Origin of the sequence: Sporanaerobacter sp. PP17-6a (assembly GCF_900095615.1) — a bacterium.
Classification (GTDB): domain Bacteria; phylum Bacillota; class Clostridia; order Tissierellales; family Acidilutibacteraceae; genus Acidilutibacter; species Acidilutibacter cellobiosedens.
Window position 1 is genome coordinate 219,833 of sequence record NZ_FMIF01000002.1, and the last position, 21,941, is coordinate 241,773.

Consider the following 21,941-nt stretch of genomic DNA (forward strand, 5'->3'; position numbering starts at 1 on the left):
ACTGTTGATATTAAATATACATTACCCCAAATAAAAAATCAATAATTAAAAGACAGCGGTTTATGATATGCTGTCTTTTTAATTCATTGATTTTTTATTTTTCAACTTTTATTACTTCTCTGCCTTTATAATATCCGCAAGACCCACATACCCTATGAGGAACTTTTAATTCATGACATTGAGGACATTCTACTAAGGTAACTTTTGGAAGCTGATATGCAGAAGCTCTTCTTTTATCTCTTCTTGCCTTCGAAGTTTTTCGTTTTGGTACTGCCAATTAAAACACCTCCTTAATTTTCGCTGAACAGATCCTTCAATTTTGCAAATCTCGGATCAACATCATCTCGATTACAATTACAATTCCCTTCATTTAAATTTTTTCCACACTTAGGACATAACCCTTTACAATCACTTCTGCAAAGAGATTTCATCGGAAGGGAAACTATTATGGAAGAAATTATAAATTCAGTTAAATCTACCGAATTCCCGCTATAATATATGGGTTCTTCTCCATCTCCGTCAGGGATCATCTTTTTATTGCTTTCTATAAGCTTTCCCGATACGGGAATATCTATTTCTTTTACAAACTCTTTTAAGCATCTGGCACAGGTTTCAATAAATTTATAATTTAAATTTCCATTTAGAATTTTATTTTCACCAACTCTAAATATGTTTCCGGTAAATTTTACAGGTTCCGTAAACAAAATTTTACGTTCATTTATATATAAAGGTTCCAATTTTAAATTTTTGTCTACGTGGATACTTAAAACATTATCATCAAAAAAACTTGACAGATTAATGCTCATAATCTTCACCTCATTACAGCTAACATGAATAATTATATAAAGCAAGATAAAATTTGTCAAGAAAATTATATAAGTTCCTTTGTCTCTCTTGCTATCATAAGTTCTTCGTTAGTGGAAATTACAAAAACTTTTACCTTCGAATCCTCCTGACTTATCAATGCATCTTTGCCTCTGACCTGATTTTTTTCTTTATCCATTTTTATCCCTAAAAATTCAAGGCCTTTACATATTTCGTATCTGATTTCAGAAGAATTTTCACCGATTCCGGCAGTAAATACCAATACATCTATTCCTCCCATTAAAGCGGCATAAGCTCCTATATATTTTTTGACTCTATTATTAAATACGTCTAAAGCCAATTTGGCTCTTTTATTTCCATCTGAAGCGGCAGACTCCAAATCTCTGAAGTCACTGCTTATTCCGGATATACCCAACACACCGGATTTCTTATTTAATAATTCATTTACATCTTCTGCGGACAACTTTTCTTTTTCCATTAAAAACGGTATTATAGCAGGATCCACACTGCCGGATCTCGTTCCCATAGCCAACCCATCTAAAGGAGTAAATCCCATGCTTGTATCAACGGATTTTCCTCCGTCTACCGCACAAACACTTGCTCCGTTTCCCAAATGACAAGTTACTATCTTTAAATTTTTAATATCTTTTCCCGCCAGCTGAGATGCTCTCATTGAAACATATTTATGAGACGTACCATGAAATCCGTATTTTCTTATCTTATATTTCTTATATAATTCATAAGGAAGAGCGTATATATAATTAGCTTCCGGCATAGTTTGATGGAAAGCGGTATCAAATACTCCTACCATGGGAATATCAGGCATAAGCTCTCTGCATGCTTCGATTCCTATGATATTTGGCGGGTTATGTAATGGCGCTAAATCTATGCAATCATTTAATGTCTTCATTACCTGAGCATCAATTTTTACCGAAAATGCAAATTTTTCTCCTCCATGTACTATTCTATGTCCAGTCGCATTTATCTCTTTAAGAGATTTAATAGCTCCATATTTTTTATCAATCAAAGAATCCAGGACCAACTTCATGGCATCTTTATGATTTTTCAGCGGTTTCTGAATTACAACTTCCTCTTTTCCGATTGTCCTGTGTTTTATCCTGGAACCCTCAATTCCTATTCTTTCAACCAGACCTTTGGCCAGCAAGTTTTCTCCTTCCATATCGATAAGCTGATATTTAAGAGAAGAACTACCACAGTTTATTACAAGTATATTCATCCTTTATACCTCCCAAATAAGTTGATTACCACTATTAATCATATTATTACAAATTCTTATAAAAATCAATCAAAAATATTCATTTAACAGTAAAATCATTTTATGACTTAATTATGTTATAATATCAATATACAGTCTTTATAATTATGGAGGATAAGATAAGATGAAGGTTCTCGGACTTATAACCGAATATAATCCTTTCCACTACGGTCATAGTTATCATTTAAATTTTTCAAAAGAAAAGACCCAATGTGATTTTTCCGTTGCGGTAATGAGCAGTTCTTTTCTTCAACGGGGAGAGCCGGCTATCGTGGATAAATGGGCAAGAGCAAAGATGGCCATAGATTCGGGAGTGGATTTGATTATTGAGCTTCCTGTTTTTTATTCTGTCCAAAGTGCAGAAATATTTGCTTATGGAGGAGTAAAATTATTAGACAGCCTGAATATAGTCGACTATATATCCTTTGGAAGCGAGCTTGGGGATATGAAGTATTTAAAAATGATTTCCCATATCCTAAGTGAAGAACCGGAACCTTTTAAAAAATATCTGAAAAAATATTTAAAAGACGGGTATTCCTATGCTCAGTCTCGGACGAAATCATTGGAAGATTATATGGATGCCGATAAATATCATTCTGACTTCCCCTTAGAAGACATCATTCGTTCTCCTAATAATATATTGGCTATAGAATACCTGAAAGCACTACATAGAATTAAAAGCAATATAAAACCCTTTACAATTAAAAGAGTAGGAAATGATTATAGGGAAGAGGAATTGTCAGGGAAGTTTTCTTCTTCCGGGGCTTTAAGAAGGCAGATATTAAAAAATAATTTAGTCAAGATAAAAAATTTAGTGCCGCCTTCTGCTTATGAAGAGCTTTTAAAATATGATGAAAACAAATATTCTTTTAACAGCCTGGAAAATTATTCTGAAATAATATTATATCTTTTAAGGACTGCTTCTAAGGACAAACTGAATAATTTGATGGATATGGAAAACGGTCTGGAAAACCGCATATTGAAGTATTCATACAAATGTAATTCATTAAGTTCCCTCGTTAACTGCGTTTCTACAAAGAGATATACTAAAACAAGAATTCAAAGAATACTCATCCATTTACTGCTCAATATGAATAAAGATGAATTTTCTTTGTTTAATAAAAGCTATCCTAAATATATAAGAATTCTCGGTGCCAATAAAAAGGGCCTTAAAATATTAAAGGAGATCAAGAAGAAATCGGATGTAAAAATAATAAGCAAGTTTTCAAACTATAAAAAGATCAGCGATCCCCTATTGGAAAAAATGATTTTATTGGAAAAAAAAGCTACTGACATTTATTATATGGGTATCCGGAAACCTCCGGAATCCTATAGGGGAAACATGGACTATTTCACACCTCCTTATATTAAAGATTAGAAACTTCATTTATCTTTTCTTTTATTTGCGGTACCGCTTTAATTGTTGTATTATATCCTATTTCCTCACATTCCTCTACTCGTTCAAAGCTGAAAGAATCTATATGAGAGAGGGGAATCTGAATAATTATATCAGCAAGCCTTTTATCTTCTTCGTATATTCTTTTCGACATTATATCTATGGACTGCTGAATTATATCAAAAATGCGAAATATCCTACTCTGATAACTGCCAAATCCCACATCTGAGGCTATTATAATATCAGCACCCATATTCTTTAATACTGAAACGGGCAATCTGTCCACAACTCCCCCGTCTACCAATACTTCATTATGGAATTTTACAGGTTCAAAAACCCCCGGGATTGATATACTTGCCCTTATAGCTTTATACAGCGGTCCCGAAGTAAACACAACTTCCTCTGCATTATTTAAATTTGTAGAAACTATTGATATTTTTTTATCCAAATCTTCAATATTTCTGCTTCCCGTTATTATTTTCAGTATCTCTTCTATTCTGTTCCCCTTCACTATTCCCTTGTTTGGAACGGTAAAATCCAGCCATGTTTTCTTATCAACCTGGGTTGCAAGGCCTTTCAGCATCTTAGGAGATATACCCGTACAGTACAGTCCTCCTATCAATGCACCGGCACTGCTTCCCGAAAAGAAATCTATATTTATATTATTTTCTTCCAGTGCCCTTAACACTCCTATATGGGCTAATCCTCTGGCAGATCCGGAACCTAAAGCAAGACCTATTTTCGGTTTACTCATAGTATCACTCCCTTTAAAATAAAATCATATATCCCACAATTATTCAATATAATTATATAAAATCGGAGGGAACAAAATGAAAGCAACAAAAAATAGCGAGAAAATATCTTTATCAAATACCATATTCATTATATTTATATTATGGATATTATACAATTTAATATTATTTCCGAAAACTTCAATCAATGGCGCTGTGAAAGGACTTAATTTGTGGTTCAACGTATTGATCCCTTCCCTATTTCCTTTTTTTATTATTTCTGAAATATTAGTCTCCTTAGGATTTGTGGATTTTATGGGAGACATACTCGGACCTATAATGAAACCTTTATTTAATGTTTCAGGAAAAGGGGCTTTCCCCTTTACAATGAGTATCACTTCCGGTTATCCCGTCGGGACTAAAATTGTTTCCAATATGAGAAAGAAACAAATTATATCAAAAATCGAATCTCAAAGACTAATCTCCTTTTCCAGCACTTCAGGCCCATTATTTATGATAGGGGCCGTTTCCATAGGAATGCTAAACAGCCCCCAAGTCGGCCCTTTGATAGTTGCTTCTCACTATTTAGGTGCTATAACCGTAGGACTAATATTCAGATTCTATAAACATAATATTTCTTTTAAATATAAGGACCAAAAACATAATGTATTCATTTCGGCTAAAAACTTTCTGCTGTTTAAAAATAAAAATTCAAAAAACCTTGGTACTATTCTTTCAAACAGCACAAAGGAAAGCATAAATTCAATTCTCTTAATTGGAGGATTTGTTATATTTTATTCTGTTTTGACAGAAATACTATATGAGTCCAAATTATTTTATTTAATTCTAAAAATATTCCATGAAATCATTCCGTTTAATATAAGTACAAATTTATTAAGGGGAATAGCTTCAGGAATTATCGAAATAACAGTAGGTTGTAGAACCATAGCCGAATCAAACGGAATACCGCTAATTCAAAAATTAACATCTATAAGCTTCTTAATCGGATGGAGCGGACTATCTATACATAGTCAAGCTTTAAATTTTATATCCTCTACCGATATTAATCAAAAGCTGTATATCTTTTCAAAATTTCTTCACGGAATATTTTCCGGCTTCTTTTGCTATATAATATATAATTTAAAATATAAGGATATGGCAATAACATCATTCTCAGTGGAAAATTACCCTTGGGAAGTATTTTCTCCAGCAAATTGGACAAAGATTTTATTTTCCTCCATACAGTTGGAATTGATTGTAATTATATCCTTAACTATTTTTTCAATAATATCAGCAATTATAGGCTACCACAAAAATACTATTTAGGCCCGCTTAATTCTTTTCTGTTTTGCTCAAGAACTATAATGAGATCCTTTAAATTCTGCTGAGTTTCTCTTAACAGATTATCGGCATATTCCATTGCACCTATTCTTATATCCTTTGCATTTGATTGGGCTTTGGATAAAATTTCTTCTGCTCTTTCCTTGGCAGCCTTAGTTATTTCATCCCTCTCGACTAATTCTTCAAGATGGATCTTTGCTTCGTCCATTAATGTATTGGCTTCTTTTTGAGCTTCCGCAAGAATTCTCTTTTTCTCCTCTTTAATCCAATTAGCTTGTTTTATTTCATCGGGAAGTTTAAGCCTTATTTCTTTAATAATTTCCAATAGCTCTTCCTTATCCAATATGCTCTTTCCGGAAAAAGGTATTTGAGAACTGTTTTCTATTATATCTTCCATTTCATCAATTAAATTTAGAACCTCCATCAGAAAATTTACCTCCTTTTTATTTTTTTCACTAATTCCTTTTCCACATTTTTAGGAACCAAACAGGAAATATCTCCTCCAAATTCTGCAATCTCCTTGACTACACTTGAACTCAAAAATGAATACCTGCTATCTGAAACCATCATTATAGTCTCTATATCCTTGCACAATTTTTTATTAATAAGGGACATCTGCATCTCATATTCAAAATCAGAAATCACTCTTAATCCTCTGACCACAGTAAATATGCCCTTCTCTTTTGCATAATCAATGAGAAGTCCCGAAAAACTATCGACCTCAACATTATTGTACTTACGGACTACCTCTTTTAGCATGTCCTTTCTTTCTTCAACCGTAAAAAGCGTATTCTTGGCATTGTTATTAAGTACCGCCACTGTTACTCTTCCAAATTTTTTTGAACATCGTTCTATTATGTCTAAATGTCCGTTTGTTACAGGATCAAAACTTCCAGGATATATTACTTCCATTACTTTATCTCTCCTTCTGTTATAAGGCTGTAAAATGATATTATTTTATCTCCGTAATCTCTTTCGTCAGTCCTTATTAAATTTAAAATTCTATTTCCAAGTGATAATTTTTTTTCATGTTCAACTACTACTATTCCATTATCTTTTAAAACATTTTTTTTTGAAATAATTTCTAAGGTTTTGCCCGGTAAGTTTTGCCTATAAGGTGGATCCATAAAAATATAATCAAAAACAATACCGTTTTTACTAAAAAAGTCCAAACTTTTCAGGACATCCTTCTTATATATGTAGCTTTTCTCATTAAAGTTTGAAATATTTATATTTTCCCTTATTAAATTTATTCCTTCATAAGAATTATCAATAAAATAACATTTCATTGCCCCTCTGCTCAAAAATTCAATCCCTATATTTCCGGTACCTGCATATAAATCCAATACTATTGAATTTTCATCAATAATCCCTAATATATTAAAAAGGGATTCTTTTATTCTATCTTGAGTCGGTCTTATGTTTTGGTTCTTTGGGGTTTTAAGCCTAAGCCCTTTTCTGCTTCCCGATATAACTCTCAAGGAAAACACTCCTTACTTATTCCTTTAAATACCTTTTTTATTTTAGCATAAATACCATTAATTGAAAATGATTTCATCAATTTTTCCTTTAAACATTTTTTTCATTCTTTCTTTTATCTTCTTATATTTTTCGTCTTTTAATTCAGGGTCCTTCGCCAATATTTCCATAACCCTTTGTTGAACTTCCTTTAAAATATCCATATCGGTAAATAGATTTGCAATCTTTAAATCGGGAAGTCCGTGCTGCTTGAGTCCCAAAAATTCTCCAGGGCCTCTTAACTCCAGATCCTTTTCCGATATTACAAAGCCGTTTGTGGTACTTTGAAGAATTTTCATTCTTTCTCTTGATATCTTGCTGCCGCTTTCATTTATAAGTATACAATAGGATTGGTATTCCCCTCTCCCGACCCTTCCCCTTAATTGGTGAAGCTGGCTCAGCCCAAAGCGTTCCGCATTATATATAACCATTATATTTGCGTTCGGAATATTTACTCCCACTTCTATTACAGTTGTAGAAACTAAAATATCTATAGTATGATTCTTAAAATTTTCCATCATTTCATCTTTTTCGCTCGATTTCATTCTCCCATGTAAAAGGCCTACACTAAATTCTTTAAATGTTTCATTTTTGAACTTCTCATATAATTCCTCAACTGACTTTAAATTCAACTCTTCCGATTCTTCAATCAAAGGACATACTATATAAGCTTGCCTTCCTCCCCTTACCTGTTTTTTTATAAATTCATTCACCCTTTTTATATAGCTTACACCTACCGCATAAGTCTCAACTTTTTTTCTCCCAGGGGGAAGTTCATCTATTATGGATATGTCTAAGTCCCCGTACAAAATTAAAGCTAAAGTTCTTGGTATAGGAGTTGCTGTCATTACTATAGTATCCGGATTCAATCCCTTTTCCGAAAGAAGTTTTCTTTGCTTAACCCCAAACCTGTGCTGTTCATCCGTTATTACAAGCCCCAATTTATTAAATTTAACATTGTCCTGAATAACAGCATGAGTTCCTATAAGAACATCTATGTCATCGGACTGCAACTCATCCAATATTCTCTTTTTGGCCTTTACACTCAAACTTCCCGTTAAAAGCTCACATTTGATTCCCATGCCGTCAAAAAACTTACATACACTTTCATAATGCTGATTTGCCAATATTTCCGTTGGCGCCATCATAGTTGCCTGATATCCCGATTTAACAGCTTTATATATTGCCATCAAAGCAACAACAGTTTTCCCCGAACCTACGTCTCCCTGTATAAGTCTGTTCATCTGCCTCTTGCTTTCCATATCCCTTTGGATTTCTTCAAATACCTTCTCCTGGGCCTTAGTAAGTTTAAAAGGCAGGTTCTCTGTAAATTCATTGATATTCACATCTTTATCAAAGGATATGCCGTCATCCTTAAGGCTGAATTTCTTCTTTATTATAAAGAGGCACAGTTGAAGGATAAATAATTCTTCAAATACCAGTCTCCTTCTTGCAGCCATAAAAGTTTCTCTATTTTGTGGAAAATGAATATTTTTAATTGCATCCTTTATAGAAATCAGATTAAAGGATTTTAATAAGTCATCGGGAAAAATTTCTTCTATTTCATCTATGTATTCTTTCAATGCATTTGCAATCATTATATTCATTTCGTTTACGCTTAATTTATCAGTCACGGGATATATAGGAACTATACTTCCGACTTTATTTCCCTTGTTCCTTTTTTCATAAACAGGAGATATTATCTGAGTTTCGAAATTATTTCTTTTAATTTTTCCATTTACCGATATTTCCTCTCCTTCAGAGAAACTATCAGCCAAGTAATCCTGATTAAACCAAACCAAATATGCAGCACCTGTACTGTCCTTTACAGGTACTTTAAGAATAGACAATTTTCTTCTTGGTCTCAATACAGAAGGAGAACCTGCAATTACAACATTTAAACTGACTTTTTCTCCATCCGCGCAATCCCTAATTTTGGAATATTTAGTTCTATCCTCATATGTTCTCGGAAAGTAATACAATAAATCCTCTATCGTTACTATCCCCAACTTTTTAAGTCTGCTTGCTCTTTTGGGTCCAACACCTTTTACATATTGGACAGACGCTGATAATCTATCCATTTTTTCACCTCTTAAACAGATTTTCCCCTATAAAAATAGGGGAAGAAGAAATTACTCTATCGAAAAAATATAATAATATAAAGGCTGCCCTCCATATATAACTTCTATATCACAGTCATTATGTTCTTTTTCTATTTTTCCAGCCAATTCATCAGCTTGCTCTTTTTCTGTGTCATTTCCATAGAATATAGTTACAATACTCGTATCTTTATCAACCATATCGTTTAAAAGCCTCTCAGATACCTCCTGAACATCTTGACCTGTAGCTTTTATATCTCCATTTGAGATTCCTATGATATCTCCTTTTTTAATCTTTGTTCCATTCATCTCCGTATCCCTCACGGCATATGTTATTTGCCCTGTCTTTACTTCCCCAATTGCTTCCTTCATATTCTCAATATTTTCTTCAACACTTAATTCTTCATTAAAGGATATCAGGGCAGAAATTCCCTGAGGGATAGTCTTCGTAGGAAACACATATATATTTTTGTCACTTAATTCTTTAGCCTGTTCCGCTGCAAGAATTATATTGCTATTATTCGGGAATATAATAATATTTTCTGCCTTTATTTTATTAACAGCATTCAATATATCTTCCGTACTGGGATTCATTGTTTGTCCACCAGGTATAATATAATCCGCATGCAATCCCTTAAAAACTTCGGATATTCCATCCCCCATTGATACAGTTATGATTCCGTACTTTCTGATTTCATCATTTTCCAAATTTTCTTCTTCTTTTTCGTTCTCTTCTGCTTTCTTTTCTTCTTCCTCGGTAACAACAAGCCTTCGATGTTGACGTCTCATATTATCGATTTTAATATCATTTAATTCTCCAATCTCTACTGCCTTTTCCAAAACTATACCGGGATTATTTGTATGAATATGAACTTTTATAAAATTATCTCCCCCTACCACAAGAAGAGAGTCTCCAAGGGGAGCTAATTCCTCTCTGAAGACTTGGGGATTTTTATCCGTATTATTTACTAAAAATTCAGTACAGTACCCGAACTTTATATCATTGGTATCAATATCCTTATGGAAATTCATATTATGACTCTGAGTCTTTGCACTTGTACTGGTCTCATGAAATTCAATTTCCTCGTCCGTATTCAAAGTATTATATGCACCTTGAAGTATTACTAGTAACCCCTTTCCTCCTGCATCAACTACTCCTGCTTGTTTAAGTACAGGAAGCATATCAGGAGTTTTATTAAGCACTTCATTACCGTATTCTATTATTTTATATAAAAATTCGGATATATATTTTTCATCTTTACTTAGCTGTGCTGCTTTGTCGGCACATTCTCTTGCTACCGTTAAAACAGTACCCTCCGTTGGCTTCATGACGGCCTTATATGCGGTCTCCTGAGCCATATTGAAGCTTTCCGCAAAATCCTTTATATAAGCCACTTTCTTCCCTTTCAATCCATTAGACAGGCCTCTAAAAAGCTGAGAAAGTATAACTCCTGAATTTCCTCTTGCTCCCATTAAAGATCCGTTACTTGCTGCTGCTGCTACTTTATCTACGCTTAATTCCTCAAGATTCAATATTTGTTTTACAGCCGATTTCAATGTTAAGGACATATTTGTGCCTGTGTCTCCATCAGGTACCGGGAAAACATTTAAAGAATTTACTTCGTCTTTATGTTGATCTAAATAGTTTGCTGCTCCTATGAATAACTTCTTGAGATCCTGGCCGTCTATATATTCCTTATTCAATATCAAGTACCTCCTTTACTACTTTTGTACCCTAACACCCTGAATAAACACATTTATTTTTTCTATCTTCAGTCCTGTTTGATTTTCAACATTATATTTAACTTTTTCAATTATATTTTCGGCAACTACCGTCATTCTTATTCCATATTGAAGTATGACAAATAAATCAACAACTATATGTGTTTCATTTGTGTGAACTTTCACTCCTTTAGATAGATTTTCCCATTTTAATAACTCAAAGAAGCCTTCCGTAGCACTCTTGGTTGCCATACCTACTATTCCGTAACATTCCATTGCGGATAATCCTGCAACTGTTGCTATCACATCATCATCTATGGAAATATATCCGTATTCGTCATTAAATTTCGCTGGCATATTCTACCTCCTCCTAAATATTTATATGATTACATTTTACCTTATTATATCAAATAGTTCAACTATTGCTGTTTATCTTTTAAATTTAATTCTACGTATTGCATTTTTAATATCTATTATGTTAAAATAGATTATGTTGCTATTGAATAATTATATGCTGTAATAATAAAGCATATGAAAAATAATGAAATTCAGCATAGATTTGAGGAGGTGTTTCTTGTGTCAAAACGTTGTGAAATATGCGGAAAAGAAAAAACATTCGGGAAGAAGGTTAGCTTTTCAAATAGAAAAAGCAGCAGAACCTGGTCTCCTAACATAAAAAAAGTTAAAGCCATTGTTGATGGATCCCCAAAAAGGATTTACGTTTGTACAAGATGTTTAAGATCCGGAAATGTAACAAGAGCATTATAATTTAACACAAGGGGACGGTTCTTCCGTGCTGTTTAAACAGCACGGAAGAACCGTCCCCTTGTGTCTATCCGCATTTATATAGTAGAAGACCTGTTATGAATATAACAAAAGCAAATATAAGAAGCCAAAAATTAATCGGTATTACCTTAATAATTAATATTCCTCCCAATATCATCAAAATCAATCCTATTATTCTGAAGGGACCGCGTCTACATCTATGCGGAGGTCTAATATGCCAAGGTTTCCCCCCTCTCATAAAACCACCACCTCTTGCCACAAACTTTACTACATATTATTCAGATATATATATTATAGTTACAAAATTGTATTTTCCATATAAAGAAGATCAGTCCTTGGATATAACAATTATACATTCTCCCGACTCGATTTTAATTTCTCCTCTGTCTTTGACTATTCTGTTGCTTATTCCATAGGATGAAGAAAATTCGAACTTTTTTCTATCTGTTTCATATTGGAAACCTTTTAATGTAACTATGCTTCCCCTTTCCCACATGGGGATTATTGAAACATAGGTATTTTCCTCTTTTTCAATAACAATATCTCCATATCCGATAAATATCTTGTTGTTTTCATTAACAATAGTTCCTTTAATATTCATTTTATATAATTTATAGAGAAGATGAATATTGGCAAGACTGTGATCTAATCTTGAGCCCGTTGCTCCCATAAAAATTATCTCTTCGGCACCTTTTTCAATAAGAATGTTGATGGCTAATTCCGTATCCGTATAATCCTTTTTTATGGGAAATTTTTTAATTGTCACCTTATCCCTTTCCAGCTTTCTAAATGTATCCTTATCTATAGAATCAAAGTCTCCTATCAAGAGGTCTGGCTTGATAGATGTATCGGCTATATAGTCAGCTCCGCCGTCGGCACAAATTATATAATCCGAATCTCTTGCCACATCTCTTAACAATTTGTCATTCTTAATTTCTCCGTTTGATATAATAAGCCCCTTCATAAAATCCCCTCAATCTTATTTTCTAAGTTTACTCAAAGGTTTCAGCAGTATAGACATTACTATGGACGATATAATAAACTCTGGAAGAAGATAACTCATCTGGTATCCCGCAGAGTATATCCAAGGATTTTGCCCTCCTGCATATTCGGCAAAGAATATTACTCCGGAAAGAAGATGGCATATAAATCTTCCTCCTACAGATAATAATATACCTATTATAAGTACAATGTAATCCTTTGTCGTATATTTTTCTCTCTTAAAATTAAAAATTCCTACAAAACCCAAACAAGCGAAAGCCAAAGGATAATCCAAGAAAAACTGAGCAATATGATAGACTTGAGGATTAAGTATACACTGAAGCACACCATATATTCCTCCAACTATTATTCCCGGTCCTACTCCCCACCTTATTGCAAATATCATGATAGGTATCATACTTCCGGCAGTTATGGAACCTCCCTGAGGAGCTTCATACACCTTTACATAACTTAAAAGAGTAGCCAATGCAATCATTATTCCGCCTTCAGCAATCATTTTAGTACTCCATTTCTTTGAATCCGACATATTATAAATCCCTCCTAATAAAAAATTAAACCCATTACCTGAAAAGGCAATGGGTTTTTAATCATAAACAACTACACTTCCCTCCGCTGGTATTATCCATTTCAGGTTCAAGGGTCGGAAGATTAACTTCCCTCTCAGTCATCACGACTCCCCTAGTGTTAAAACTATATTTTATTTTGCACCCTCATTATAACATGAATCATATAAAATTTCACTATATATTTTTAAATTTCTTTGTTTCCTCTGTTGGGTCCTCTGCCGCAAATATTCCGGAACCTACTACCAATATTTCTGCTCCCAGATCGGCTATTTCTCTTGCATTATCTAATTTTATTCCTCCGTCTACCTGTATTTCAATGTTTAATTTTCTCTTATCGATAATATCCTTAAGATCTAAAATTTTCCTCTTCATTGACGAAATAAAGGACTGACCCCCAAATCCTGGATTTACGGTCATTATTAATACCATGTCGATATATTCCATGATATATTCAATATTATTTAAAGGGGTTGAGGGATTTAACGCTACTCCTGCCCTTATTCCTCTATTCTTAATGCTCTGAATTGTCCTGTGAAGATGGCGGGTAGATTCTTCATGAACGGTAATAATGTCTGCCCCTGCATCTACAAAATCATCTATATACCTTTCTGGATTTTCTATCATAAGGTGAGCATCAAAAGGTAATTTTGTTACATTTCTTATTCTTTTAATCACAGGAGGTCCGAAAGTAATATTCGGAACAAAATTTCCATCCATAATGTCCAGATGAATAAAATCCGCTCCTCCCTCTTCAACTTTCTTCAATTCATCTTTTAAATTGCTGAAATCAGCAGATAATATTGATGGTGCGATCTTTATCATTTTAATATCTCCTTTTGCTACTTTTTATCTCTTGAAGAAATCTCAAATAATTTTCATATCTTTCCCTGCTTATGACTCCATCTTCAACTTTCCTCTTTACCTCACAGTCAGCCTCTTTATAGTGAAGGCAGTCAGAAAACTTACAGTTGCCACTATTCTCCGCTATCTCATTAAAGTACTGCTGAACATCTGATTCATTTTTAATAAATTCAATGTTCAAAGTACTGAAACCCGGAGTATCTACTACATAGCCTCCGCCCTTAAGTTTCAGTAATTCCACATGTCTTGTAGTATGTTTCCCTCTTTTAGTCTTATGACTAATTTCTCCCGTCTGCACACTCAAATCCGGCTGTATTTTATTCAGCAGTGAAGATTTTCCTACTCCGGAAGGCCCTGAAAATACTGTTATATTATCCTTTAAAATCTCTCTTAATCTATCCATTCCTTCATCAAAAAATTTGCTGAGTCCCAATACTTCATATCCGGCGGAATTGTAAATTCTCTTTATCAAATTAATTTCTTCCTTGTTAACGCATAAATCACTTTTAGTTATACATATTATCTCTTTTATTTTTTCATATTTGGCTAATATCAAAAATCTGTCCAAAAGCCACAGGTTAATATCAGGATTTTTGATACTCATAACTATTACAGTTTGGGTAATATTAGCTACTGGAGGCCTTTCAAATTTCGTTTTTCTTTCTCTGATTTCTACCATGTACCCTGTATGATCCGAGGGATTTTCATCGATTAACACATTATCTCCTACAATGGGAGTAATATTCTTTTTCCTAAAAATTCCTCTGGCCTTGCATTCATACATTCCTATTTTTGTATTTACATAATAAATGCCGCCTATCCCCTTTACTATTGTACCCTCCAGCATTATAGCCCTCCCTTATGAAAAATTAAAAACAAATTATCAATCAACCAAAGTTTTGGTTGCCTGCAAAGTATTATCAAAGTATACTTCAAACTTAGTATTTTTAGTTCCCTTTATAGGTATAACAATGGTTCCGTCGGAAGGATAGTGAATCCTGTCATAGTAAACAGTACTTGCTCCTCCGTCTATTTTAAGAACTTTAACTTCGGTTTGACTCTTATCTTGAGGTATTGTTATATTCAAATCACTGGAAATTTCTTTATTATCATCAGCATTGTCTTTATCATCATTATCTCCGTTATTGTCTCCTGATCCTCCGCCTTTTCCACTGCTTACATATAAATCAACCGCGGTGCCTTCTTCAATTTCATTTCCCTGCTCGTAGCTTTGCCATATAACCCTGCCTTCTTCTACTTCATCACTGGGCTGAGGTACAACTTCTCCCTTAGTTAAGCCCTTTTCCTTTATAATCTGTAATGCCTCTTCAAGGGTCTTTCCTACAAGTTTCGGCATAATCACGTTTTTAACTTTCGGTCCCTTGCTTACGACAAAATGTACCTTTGTACCTTCAGACACCTCCGAATATGCTTCCGGGTCCTGACTTATAATTATATTTTCCGGTATTTCTTCGTCAAATTCATAATCTGCTCCGCCATCTTTAAGACCGTTCTCAGACAACAGGGAATCTACATTGCTTATATCCTCATCCTTAAAATTAGGTACTTTTACGAGTTTACTTCCCTTGCTGACCACAACCTCTATAGGATATCCTTTCTTGACAGTATCTCCAGGATTCTCACTTTGAGAAATGACATCTCCTTCCTCAAATTCCGAATTGAATATCCTGCTTTTAACCGAAAATTTCAGCCCTTCTGCCTCAATCATTTCCTTAGCCTTATCTTCTTGAAGTCCCCTTACATCCGGGACTTTCACGGTCGTAGAGAGAAACTTATCTTTAAATTGCCAAAATCCGAAAGCCATGGCACTCACAAGAAGAAATGCAGCAAGTATTGCAAAAAATACAACCCTATTGTTTCCGTTTCTCTTTTTTTTCTTCTTCATGTTTTTAGGACTCTCCTCCTTCACAACAGGTATAATTCTGGTAGGTGAGTCTAATGAAACATCATCTTCTCCAACCATGTCATCATCCCAGTTATTTTTAATTCTTTTCAAATCAACCAGAAGTTCATTTGCACTTTTATATCTTTCCATTTGGTCTTTTCTGACACATTTCATTATAATCTTTTCAAGATTTTTGTTAATGGTGGAGTCTATATGAGAAGGTGGTACTATTTCCTCCTGAACATGTTTTAATGCAACGGAAATCGGGCTTTCCCCTTCAAAAGGAACCCTTCCCGTAATCATTTCATACATCACTATTCCCAGGGAATAGATATCAGACTTTTCATCCGTATATCCGCCTTTTGCCTGTTCCGGAGAAAAGTAATGAACTGAGCCTAAAACATTATTAGTATTTGTAACGGTAGAAGATGTCGCAGCCCGTGCTATTCCAAAATCCGTTACCTTAACCCTTCCGTCCTCTGTAATCATTATATTATGAGGCTTTATATCTCTGTGAACAATATGATTGGCATGAGCATGGGCTAAAGCTTCTGCTATTTGAATCGAATAGTCAACCATCTCCTCGAAGGAAAGTTTTCCTTTTTCTCTGATGACTTCCTTTAAAGTCTTGCCCTTTATATATTCCATGACGATATAATAAATATCCCCTTCTACACCTACATCATAAATACTTACTATATTGGGATGGGATAGTTTTGCCGCTGCCTGAGATTCTCTCCTAAATTTTCTAATAAATTCTTCATCTGAAGTGAATTCTTCTCTCAAAACCTTTATTGCTACATATCTGTCAAGCAATCTACATCTTGCTTTATATACAAGTGCCATACCCCCGCCGCCGATTTTTTCAATAATTTCATATCTTCCGCCTAACAACTTTCCAATCATTTCATCACCTCGTTTCTCTTAGCCCTAACGGCTATTGCCGTAATATTATCGTATCCACCTCTAATATTGGCTTCTCCTACTAATTTTTCACAGCACTTTTGTAAATTATCATCAGCAAGAAGAATTTCAATAATTTCCTTCTCAGTAATCATATTTGTAAGTCCATCGGTGCAAAGAAGTATTATGTCTTTATCAATCAATTCTTCTATAATTATGTCAATCTGAATATTTTCACTTGTACCCAATGCTCGCGTAATTATGTTCTTTTGAGGATGAGTTTGGGCCTCTTCCTTACTTATACTGCCGTTTTTAACCATTTCCGCTACTAAAGAATGATCTTCCGTCAACTGTCTAATCTCTTTATTTCTTATAATGTACGCTCTACTATCTCCAATATGACCAATGTAGAGCCTCTCAGATGCAAAATATGCCAAAGTTATTGTAGTCCCCATGCCATTACATTCTTCACTGCTCAATGACTTATGAAATATTTCCCTATTTGCTTCTTCAATCGTCTTCTTTATTAGCCCAGGTATATTCGCATCCTTTTTTTTAAGCAGATCTTGGCTTTTCAAAAAAACGTCTTCAACTATCTCAACCGCCATAGCACTGGCAACTTCCCCTGCCTTATGGCCACCCATTCCATCAGCAACTACATACAATGGAATTTCATTATCCGTAGATAAATAGTAGGAATCCTGATTATTTTCCCTTATTCTACCTTTATGGGTATATACTCCTACTTCCATAAAATCACCTCGCTATAATAAGCCTTTTTCATTCATATAACTTCTTCTAAGCTGTCCACAGGCAGCATCTATATCAGCTCCCATTTGTCTTCTAACAGTTGCCGGTATACCATTTTTATTTAGTTCTTTCACAAATATCTTTACTGCATCCATTTCAGGCTTTTTATACTTAAATTCTTTAATAGGATTTAGCGGTATAATATTTACATGGCATAAAAGACCATTGAGTATTCTTTTTAATTCATCCAAACACTCTCTCCCATCATTGAGGCCTTCTATTAAAGTATATTCAAAAGTAACTCTTCTATTAGTCCTATTTACATAATATTTACATGCCTTAATAATTTCTTCTATAGGGTATTTATTATTAATAGGCATTATCTTACTTCTCAATTCATTAAAAGGAAAATGGAGAGACACGGATAAAGTAACCGGTATCTCTTCATCAGCAAGCTGATAAATTTTATGTACAATGCCGCAGGTAGATATGGTTACATTTCTAAAACTAAAATTTTGCCCATTTTTATCATTCAATATCCTCAGCATCTTCATTACATTAAAGTAATTATCCAAGGGTTCCCCACTGCCCATCAACACAATATTGGACAATCTTATGCCCAAATTTCTTTGAATATTATAAATTTCACTTAACATTTCCCCTGGTGTGATATCCCTTATTATCCCTTCTTTAGTGGAGGCACAAAAACTACATCCCATTCTGCAGCCTACCTGAGTGGATATACAAGCAGAATATCCGTATTTATATTTCATTGCTACACCTTCAATAATATTATTATCCTCTAAAAGAAACAAGTATTTTTTTGTGCCGTCTAATTTGGAATCAAATCTTTCCAATATTTTTAAATCACTGATATAATAATCCATATTCAGCTTGTCCCTAAGCTCTTTTGAGAAGGAATTAATATTTAAAATATCACTATTCATATTTTTATGCATATAATTATACAATTGTAATCCTCTGTAGGGTTTTTCCCCTATTTTCAGAAATTCCTTTTTAAGCTCTTCCAGCGACATAGATTTTAAATCTGCTCTAATCAAAAAAATCCTCCTATCCCTATCTCAAGTTAATATTATACCATATATATGTATAATATTAATTAATTTTTTTCATCTTGGCAATAAAAAAACCGTCTGTACCGCTAATATTGGAAAATAATTGAATATAACCATTTTCGGTCCCCGATAAATTTTGATCTTCTTTAATCAATTCCTTAAAGCCAATTAGCTTAAAGTTTTTATTGTCTTTCAAAAAATTTCTTATCATCTTTATATTTTCTTCTGAAATAATCGTACATGTACTGTAAATTAAAATTCCTTCCACTTTTAAATATTTTGAACAAGTATTCAATATACCTTCTTGAATAGAAGTTAAGTTATTGATATCTTTCTCTTCCCTATTCCACTTAATCTCCGGCCTTCTTCTTATAAGACCGAACCCTGTACACGGAGCATCTATCAAAAGATAATCCGCCTTGTTAACTAAACATTCATCAATCACAGATGCATCCTGAATTTGAGTTTCAATTATATCTATTCCTAATCTTTCACAATTATCTTCAATTAACTTAATCTTATGTTCATACACATCACGGGATATAATCTTGCCTTTATTGTCCATGATTTCCGCCATATGAGTAGCTTTGCCTCCCGGCCCGCTGCATACGTCGACAACTAAACTGTCCTTTTCAGGATTCATTATCTGAGAAACAAGCATGCTGCTTTCATCCTGAATAGTAAAATACCCTTTTTTAAATTCCTCCAATTCGGTAATTCTATAGGGATTTTCTATGATAAGCCCATAATAGGAATATTTAGTTTCTATTACATCATATCCTTTACTTATAAGTCTTTCTTTCAAATCCTCTCTACTTGTCTTTAAAATATTAACTCGTATATTTAATTTAGGTTTTTGATTATTTGCAATGCACAGTTCTTCGGTAAATTTTTCTCCGTATTCTTTTAGCCATCTATCGACAATCCACTTAGGATGAGAATATTTTATGGATAGATATTCCGATACATTATTTTTATTAATTTTTATCAGTTCTTCTTTATTTCTTGAAATATTTCTCAGCACTCCATTCACATACCCTAAAGTTCCTTTGTGAGAATATTTTCTTGAAAGATTTACGCTTTCATTTACTGCTGCACTATCAGGAATTCTATCCATAAAAACTATCTGATATACGCCTGTTCGCAATATTTCAAGTATAAGGGCAGATAATTTCTTCAATTTGATCTTAGATACCTTACCTATTATATAATCAATATATAATCTGTTTTCCAATACTCCATATACAATTTCCCTTACTAAATTTTCATCTCTCTTATCCATTGAATTTTGTAAATGTTTATATATTGCAATATTGGAATAAGCGCCCTTTTCATTTACATCAACCAATATATTCAACGCAATTTCTCTAGCACTCTTTGCCACCGCATTCCCTCCAATAATTTATATGATAAAGAAAAAGAGTAAGGATTATATTATATGGCTTCCTTACTCAAATAATATATATTTATTATCTGATATTATCGATTATCTTCTCCTGCCCGATAAACCTATAAGCCTTATTAACTGACTTATAGCCACCAAAGTTGCCGCAACATATGTCAATGCGGCTGCCTTCAATACTTTTTCGCAAGGTTTTACTTCTTCTTCATCAACAAATCCACCTTCCAATTGATATAATGCCCTTTTGCTGGCATTAAATTCTACAGGAAGGGTAACAACCTGAAAAAGAACAATTCCCACATAAAGAAGTATTCCAGCCTCCAAGAAAAACGGACTTATTATAAACCCTAAAAGTATTAATATCCAAACAAATCTTGCACCTATACTTGCAATAGGCGCTATATTATTTCTCAGTAAAAGCGGGAAATAACCTTCACTATGCTGAATAGCATGACCCGTTTCATGGGCAGCAACACTTATAGACGCAATACTTCTGCCCTCTGCTACCTGTTTGGATAATCTTACGACTTTTGTTCTGGGGTCATAGTGATCTGTCAATTGTCCTCCTGTAGTTTCAATACTTACATTACTTAAACCATTTTTGTCTAAAATCATCCTTGCTACTTCTCTTCCCGAGTATCCTAACCTGCTCTGTATTTTTAAATATTTATTGAAAGACGAACTAACTTTAGCCTGTGCATACAGTGATAAAATTAAAGCCGGAATTAGCAGGAGCATACCTGTATTATAGCCATAATATCCATAGTATCCATAATTTCCGTACATAGAAATCCTCCCTTTCAACTTCCTATTTAATATAATACCAAAAACATTATAATTTAAACCTTTAATTTAGCTGAGCACCTATTTCCATTTTATTTCCCTTCAAATATTCCCTAACATTTGTTCTTCTTCTGCCTGGAAATTGAAGTTCTTCAATTATTATAACACCATCTTCACATTTTACATATATCCCTGAATTATCAGCTCTTACAATCTGCCCATTATTTCCCTCCGACATTGTATCATCAGCAGATGCCTTATAAATTTTCATAGGTTCATTTTTATAATAAGTGTAAGCAATAGGCCAAGGTTTAAGACCTCTTACCAAATTTCTGATATTAATCCTTTGCTGATTCCAATTAATTCTTCCTAAATCTTTTTTTAACATTGGAGCATAATAAAAAGAATCATAATGTCCCTGTGGCTTTTTATTCTTCTTTGATACTTCAATATTGTTTAAAACCTCCGCTATTAACTCACTTCCCAAAAAAGAAAGCTTATCAGTCAACGTTTCCGAATCATCATCTTCTTCTATATTTAAACTTTTCTGAAGAAGAATATCTCCCGAATCCAGTCCCTTTCCCATCTCCATTATAGTAATTCCTGTTTCTTTTTCGCCGTTTATCACTGCCCAATTAATCGGTGCGGCTCCTCTATATTTTGGAAGAAGAGAAGAATGAATATTTATGCAGCCATATTTCGGTATACTCAGCAATTCTTCCTTCAGTATCTGTCCATAAGCCGCAACCACCATGCAATCAGGTGAAATATTTCTGATAATTTCTATTGTCTCTTTACTGTTTACATTTTCCGGCTGATATACATCTAATTCCAATTCCAAAGCTTTTTCTTTTACAGGAGTGGGCAGAAGTTTTTTCCCTCTGCCTTTAGGCTTATCTCTCTGAGTTATAACGAGAGAAATATCAATGCCTTCTTCATATAATTTTTCAAGAGAAGGAGTGGCAAACTTCGGTGTACCCATAAAAATGATTTTCATA

General features: G+C 33.7%; 24 protein-coding genes and 1 riboswitch. Of the genes, 3 read left to right on the top strand and 21 right to left on the bottom strand.

What is annotated here, in order from left to right; translation table 11 throughout:
- Positions 1–94: 94 nt before the first annotated feature.
- The 3 genes from rpmF to PP176A_RS02190 all read right to left on the bottom strand — a co-directional run bounded on the left by rpmF (position 95) and on the right by PP176A_RS02190 (position 2,062).
- Positions 95–277, bottom strand: coding sequence for a 50S ribosomal protein L32 (gene rpmF, locus PP176A_RS02180; RefSeq protein WP_071138802.1), 183 nt, complete (start codon positions 275–277; stop codon positions 95–97).
- A gap of 13 nt (positions 278–290) precedes the next feature.
- Complete coding sequence (locus PP176A_RS02185) at positions 291–806, bottom strand: YceD family protein (protein ID WP_071138803.1); 516 nt, start codon at positions 804–806, stop codon at positions 291–293.
- Between the two features lie 65 nt (positions 807–871).
- Positions 872–2,062: an acetate/propionate family kinase gene (locus PP176A_RS02190; protein WP_071138804.1), complete on the bottom strand. Its 1,191-nt coding sequence runs from the start codon at positions 2,060–2,062 to the stop codon at positions 872–874.
- 163 nt (positions 2,063–2,225) lie between these two features.
- On the opposite strand from PP176A_RS02190, the gene PP176A_RS02195 reads away from it, so the two are divergent.
- Positions 2,226–3,479, top strand: a complete 1,254-nt coding sequence (locus PP176A_RS02195; protein ID WP_071138805.1) for a nucleotidyltransferase — start codon at positions 2,226–2,228, stop codon at positions 3,477–3,479.
- Here the strand turns inward: PP176A_RS02195 and PP176A_RS02200 are convergent.
- Positions 3,469–4,251 (bottom strand): patatin-like phospholipase family protein, encoded by a 783-nt coding sequence (locus PP176A_RS02200; RefSeq protein WP_071138806.1) that lies wholly within the window; start codon positions 4,249–4,251, stop codon positions 3,469–3,471. The genes PP176A_RS02195 and PP176A_RS02200 overlap by 11 nt on opposite strands.
- A gap of 76 nt (positions 4,252–4,327) precedes the next feature.
- On the opposite strand from PP176A_RS02200, the gene ylbJ reads away from it, so the two are divergent.
- Positions 4,328–5,554, top strand: a complete 1,227-nt coding sequence (gene ylbJ / locus PP176A_RS02205; protein ID WP_071138807.1) for a sporulation integral membrane protein YlbJ — start codon at positions 4,328–4,330, stop codon at positions 5,552–5,554.
- Here the strand turns inward: ylbJ and PP176A_RS02210 are convergent.
- Genes PP176A_RS02210 through PP176A_RS02235 form a run of 6 tightly spaced genes read right to left on the bottom strand, consistent with a single transcriptional unit; the run spans position 5,547 to position 11,265 of the window.
- The gene (locus PP176A_RS02210; RefSeq protein WP_071138808.1) at positions 5,547–5,993 is read right to left on the bottom strand and encodes an ATPase; all 447 of its coding nucleotides are present in this window, start codon (positions 5,991–5,993) and stop codon (positions 5,547–5,549) included. The genes ylbJ and PP176A_RS02210 overlap by 8 nt on opposite strands.
- A gap of 8 nt (positions 5,994–6,001) precedes the next feature.
- Positions 6,002–6,481, bottom strand: coding sequence for a pantetheine-phosphate adenylyltransferase (gene coaD, locus PP176A_RS02215; protein WP_071138809.1), 480 nt, complete (start codon positions 6,479–6,481; stop codon positions 6,002–6,004).
- Complete coding sequence (rsmD, locus tag PP176A_RS02220) at positions 6,481–7,050, bottom strand: 16S rRNA (guanine(966)-N(2))-methyltransferase RsmD (protein ID WP_071138810.1); 570 nt, start codon at positions 7,048–7,050, stop codon at positions 6,481–6,483. The genes coaD and rsmD overlap by 1 nt, the downstream gene beginning before the upstream one ends.
- Before the next feature lie 57 nt (positions 7,051–7,107).
- Positions 7,108–9,168: an ATP-dependent DNA helicase RecG gene (recG, locus tag PP176A_RS02225; RefSeq protein ID WP_071138811.1), complete on the bottom strand. Its 2,061-nt coding sequence runs from the start codon at positions 9,166–9,168 to the stop codon at positions 7,108–7,110.
- Positions 9,169–9,219: 51 nt separating this feature from the next.
- Positions 9,220–10,890 (bottom strand): DAK2 domain-containing protein, encoded by a 1,671-nt coding sequence (locus PP176A_RS02230; protein ID WP_071138812.1) that lies wholly within the window; start codon positions 10,888–10,890, stop codon positions 9,220–9,222.
- 18 nt (positions 10,891–10,908) lie between these two features.
- On the bottom strand, positions 10,909–11,265 hold the full coding sequence (locus tag PP176A_RS02235) for an Asp23/Gls24 family envelope stress response protein (protein ID WP_071138813.1): 357 nt from the start codon (positions 11,263–11,265) through the stop codon (positions 10,909–10,911).
- A 219-nt stretch (positions 11,266–11,484) separates the two neighbouring features.
- Between PP176A_RS02235 and rpmB the strand changes: the two genes are divergently transcribed.
- Complete coding sequence (gene rpmB / locus PP176A_RS02240; protein ID WP_071138814.1) at positions 11,485–11,676, top strand: 50S ribosomal protein L28; 192 nt, start codon at positions 11,485–11,487, stop codon at positions 11,674–11,676.
- 64 nt (positions 11,677–11,740) lie between these two features.
- Here the strand turns inward: rpmB and PP176A_RS02245 are convergent, their stop codons facing one another.
- From PP176A_RS02245 to fmt, 11 genes are all read right to left on the bottom strand, one after another.
- Positions 11,741–11,932, bottom strand: coding sequence for a hypothetical protein (locus tag PP176A_RS02245; protein WP_071138815.1), 192 nt, complete (start codon positions 11,930–11,932; stop codon positions 11,741–11,743).
- A 90-nt stretch (positions 11,933–12,022) separates the two neighbouring features.
- Positions 12,023–12,658, bottom strand: coding sequence for a thiamine diphosphokinase (locus PP176A_RS02250; RefSeq protein WP_071138816.1), 636 nt, complete (start codon positions 12,656–12,658; stop codon positions 12,023–12,025).
- A gap of 15 nt (positions 12,659–12,673) precedes the next feature.
- Positions 12,674–13,222, bottom strand: a complete 549-nt coding sequence (thiT, locus tag PP176A_RS02255; protein ID WP_071138817.1) for an energy-coupled thiamine transporter ThiT — start codon at positions 13,220–13,222, stop codon at positions 12,674–12,676.
- 61 nt (positions 13,223–13,283) lie between these two features.
- Positions 13,284–13,386, bottom strand: a riboswitch (TPP riboswitch).
- Positions 13,387–13,436: 50 nt separating this feature from the next.
- Complete coding sequence (gene rpe, locus PP176A_RS02260) at positions 13,437–14,084, bottom strand: ribulose-phosphate 3-epimerase (RefSeq protein WP_071138818.1); 648 nt, start codon at positions 14,082–14,084, stop codon at positions 13,437–13,439.
- A 1-nt stretch (position 14,085) separates the two neighbouring features.
- Positions 14,086–14,970, bottom strand: coding sequence for a ribosome small subunit-dependent GTPase A (rsgA, locus tag PP176A_RS02265; RefSeq protein WP_071138819.1), 885 nt, complete (start codon positions 14,968–14,970; stop codon positions 14,086–14,088).
- A 36-nt stretch (positions 14,971–15,006) separates the two neighbouring features.
- The gene (gene pknB / locus PP176A_RS02270; RefSeq protein WP_071138820.1) at positions 15,007–16,935 is read right to left on the bottom strand and encodes a Stk1 family PASTA domain-containing Ser/Thr kinase; all 1,929 of its coding nucleotides are present in this window, start codon (positions 16,933–16,935) and stop codon (positions 15,007–15,009) included.
- Positions 16,932–17,684: a Stp1/IreP family PP2C-type Ser/Thr phosphatase gene (locus PP176A_RS02275; RefSeq protein ID WP_071138821.1), complete on the bottom strand. Its 753-nt coding sequence runs from the start codon at positions 17,682–17,684 to the stop codon at positions 16,932–16,934. Before PP176A_RS02275 ends, pknB begins: the two co-directional genes overlap by 4 nt.
- Before the next feature lie 12 nt (positions 17,685–17,696).
- Positions 17,697–18,743 carry a 23S rRNA (adenine(2503)-C(2))-methyltransferase RlmN gene (gene rlmN, locus PP176A_RS02280; protein WP_083381733.1) on the bottom strand — a complete coding sequence of 349 codons (1,047 nt, stop codon included), beginning with the start codon at positions 18,741–18,743 and terminating at the stop codon, positions 17,697–17,699.
- A gap of 55 nt (positions 18,744–18,798) precedes the next feature.
- A complete protein-coding gene (gene rsmB, locus PP176A_RS02285; RefSeq protein WP_071138822.1) occupies positions 18,799–20,142 on the bottom strand; it encodes a 16S rRNA (cytosine(967)-C(5))-methyltransferase RsmB in 1,344 nt (447 codons plus the stop codon).
- Between the two features lie 102 nt (positions 20,143–20,244).
- The gene (locus PP176A_RS02290; RefSeq protein ID WP_071138823.1) at positions 20,245–20,946 is read right to left on the bottom strand and encodes a zinc metallopeptidase; all 702 of its coding nucleotides are present in this window, start codon (positions 20,944–20,946) and stop codon (positions 20,245–20,247) included.
- 61 nt (positions 20,947–21,007) lie between these two features.
- Entirely contained in the window at positions 21,008–21,940 is a 933-nt protein-coding gene (gene fmt, locus PP176A_RS02295; protein ID WP_071138824.1) for a methionyl-tRNA formyltransferase, read from the bottom strand.
- Between the last annotated feature and the right edge of the window lies 1 nt (position 21,941).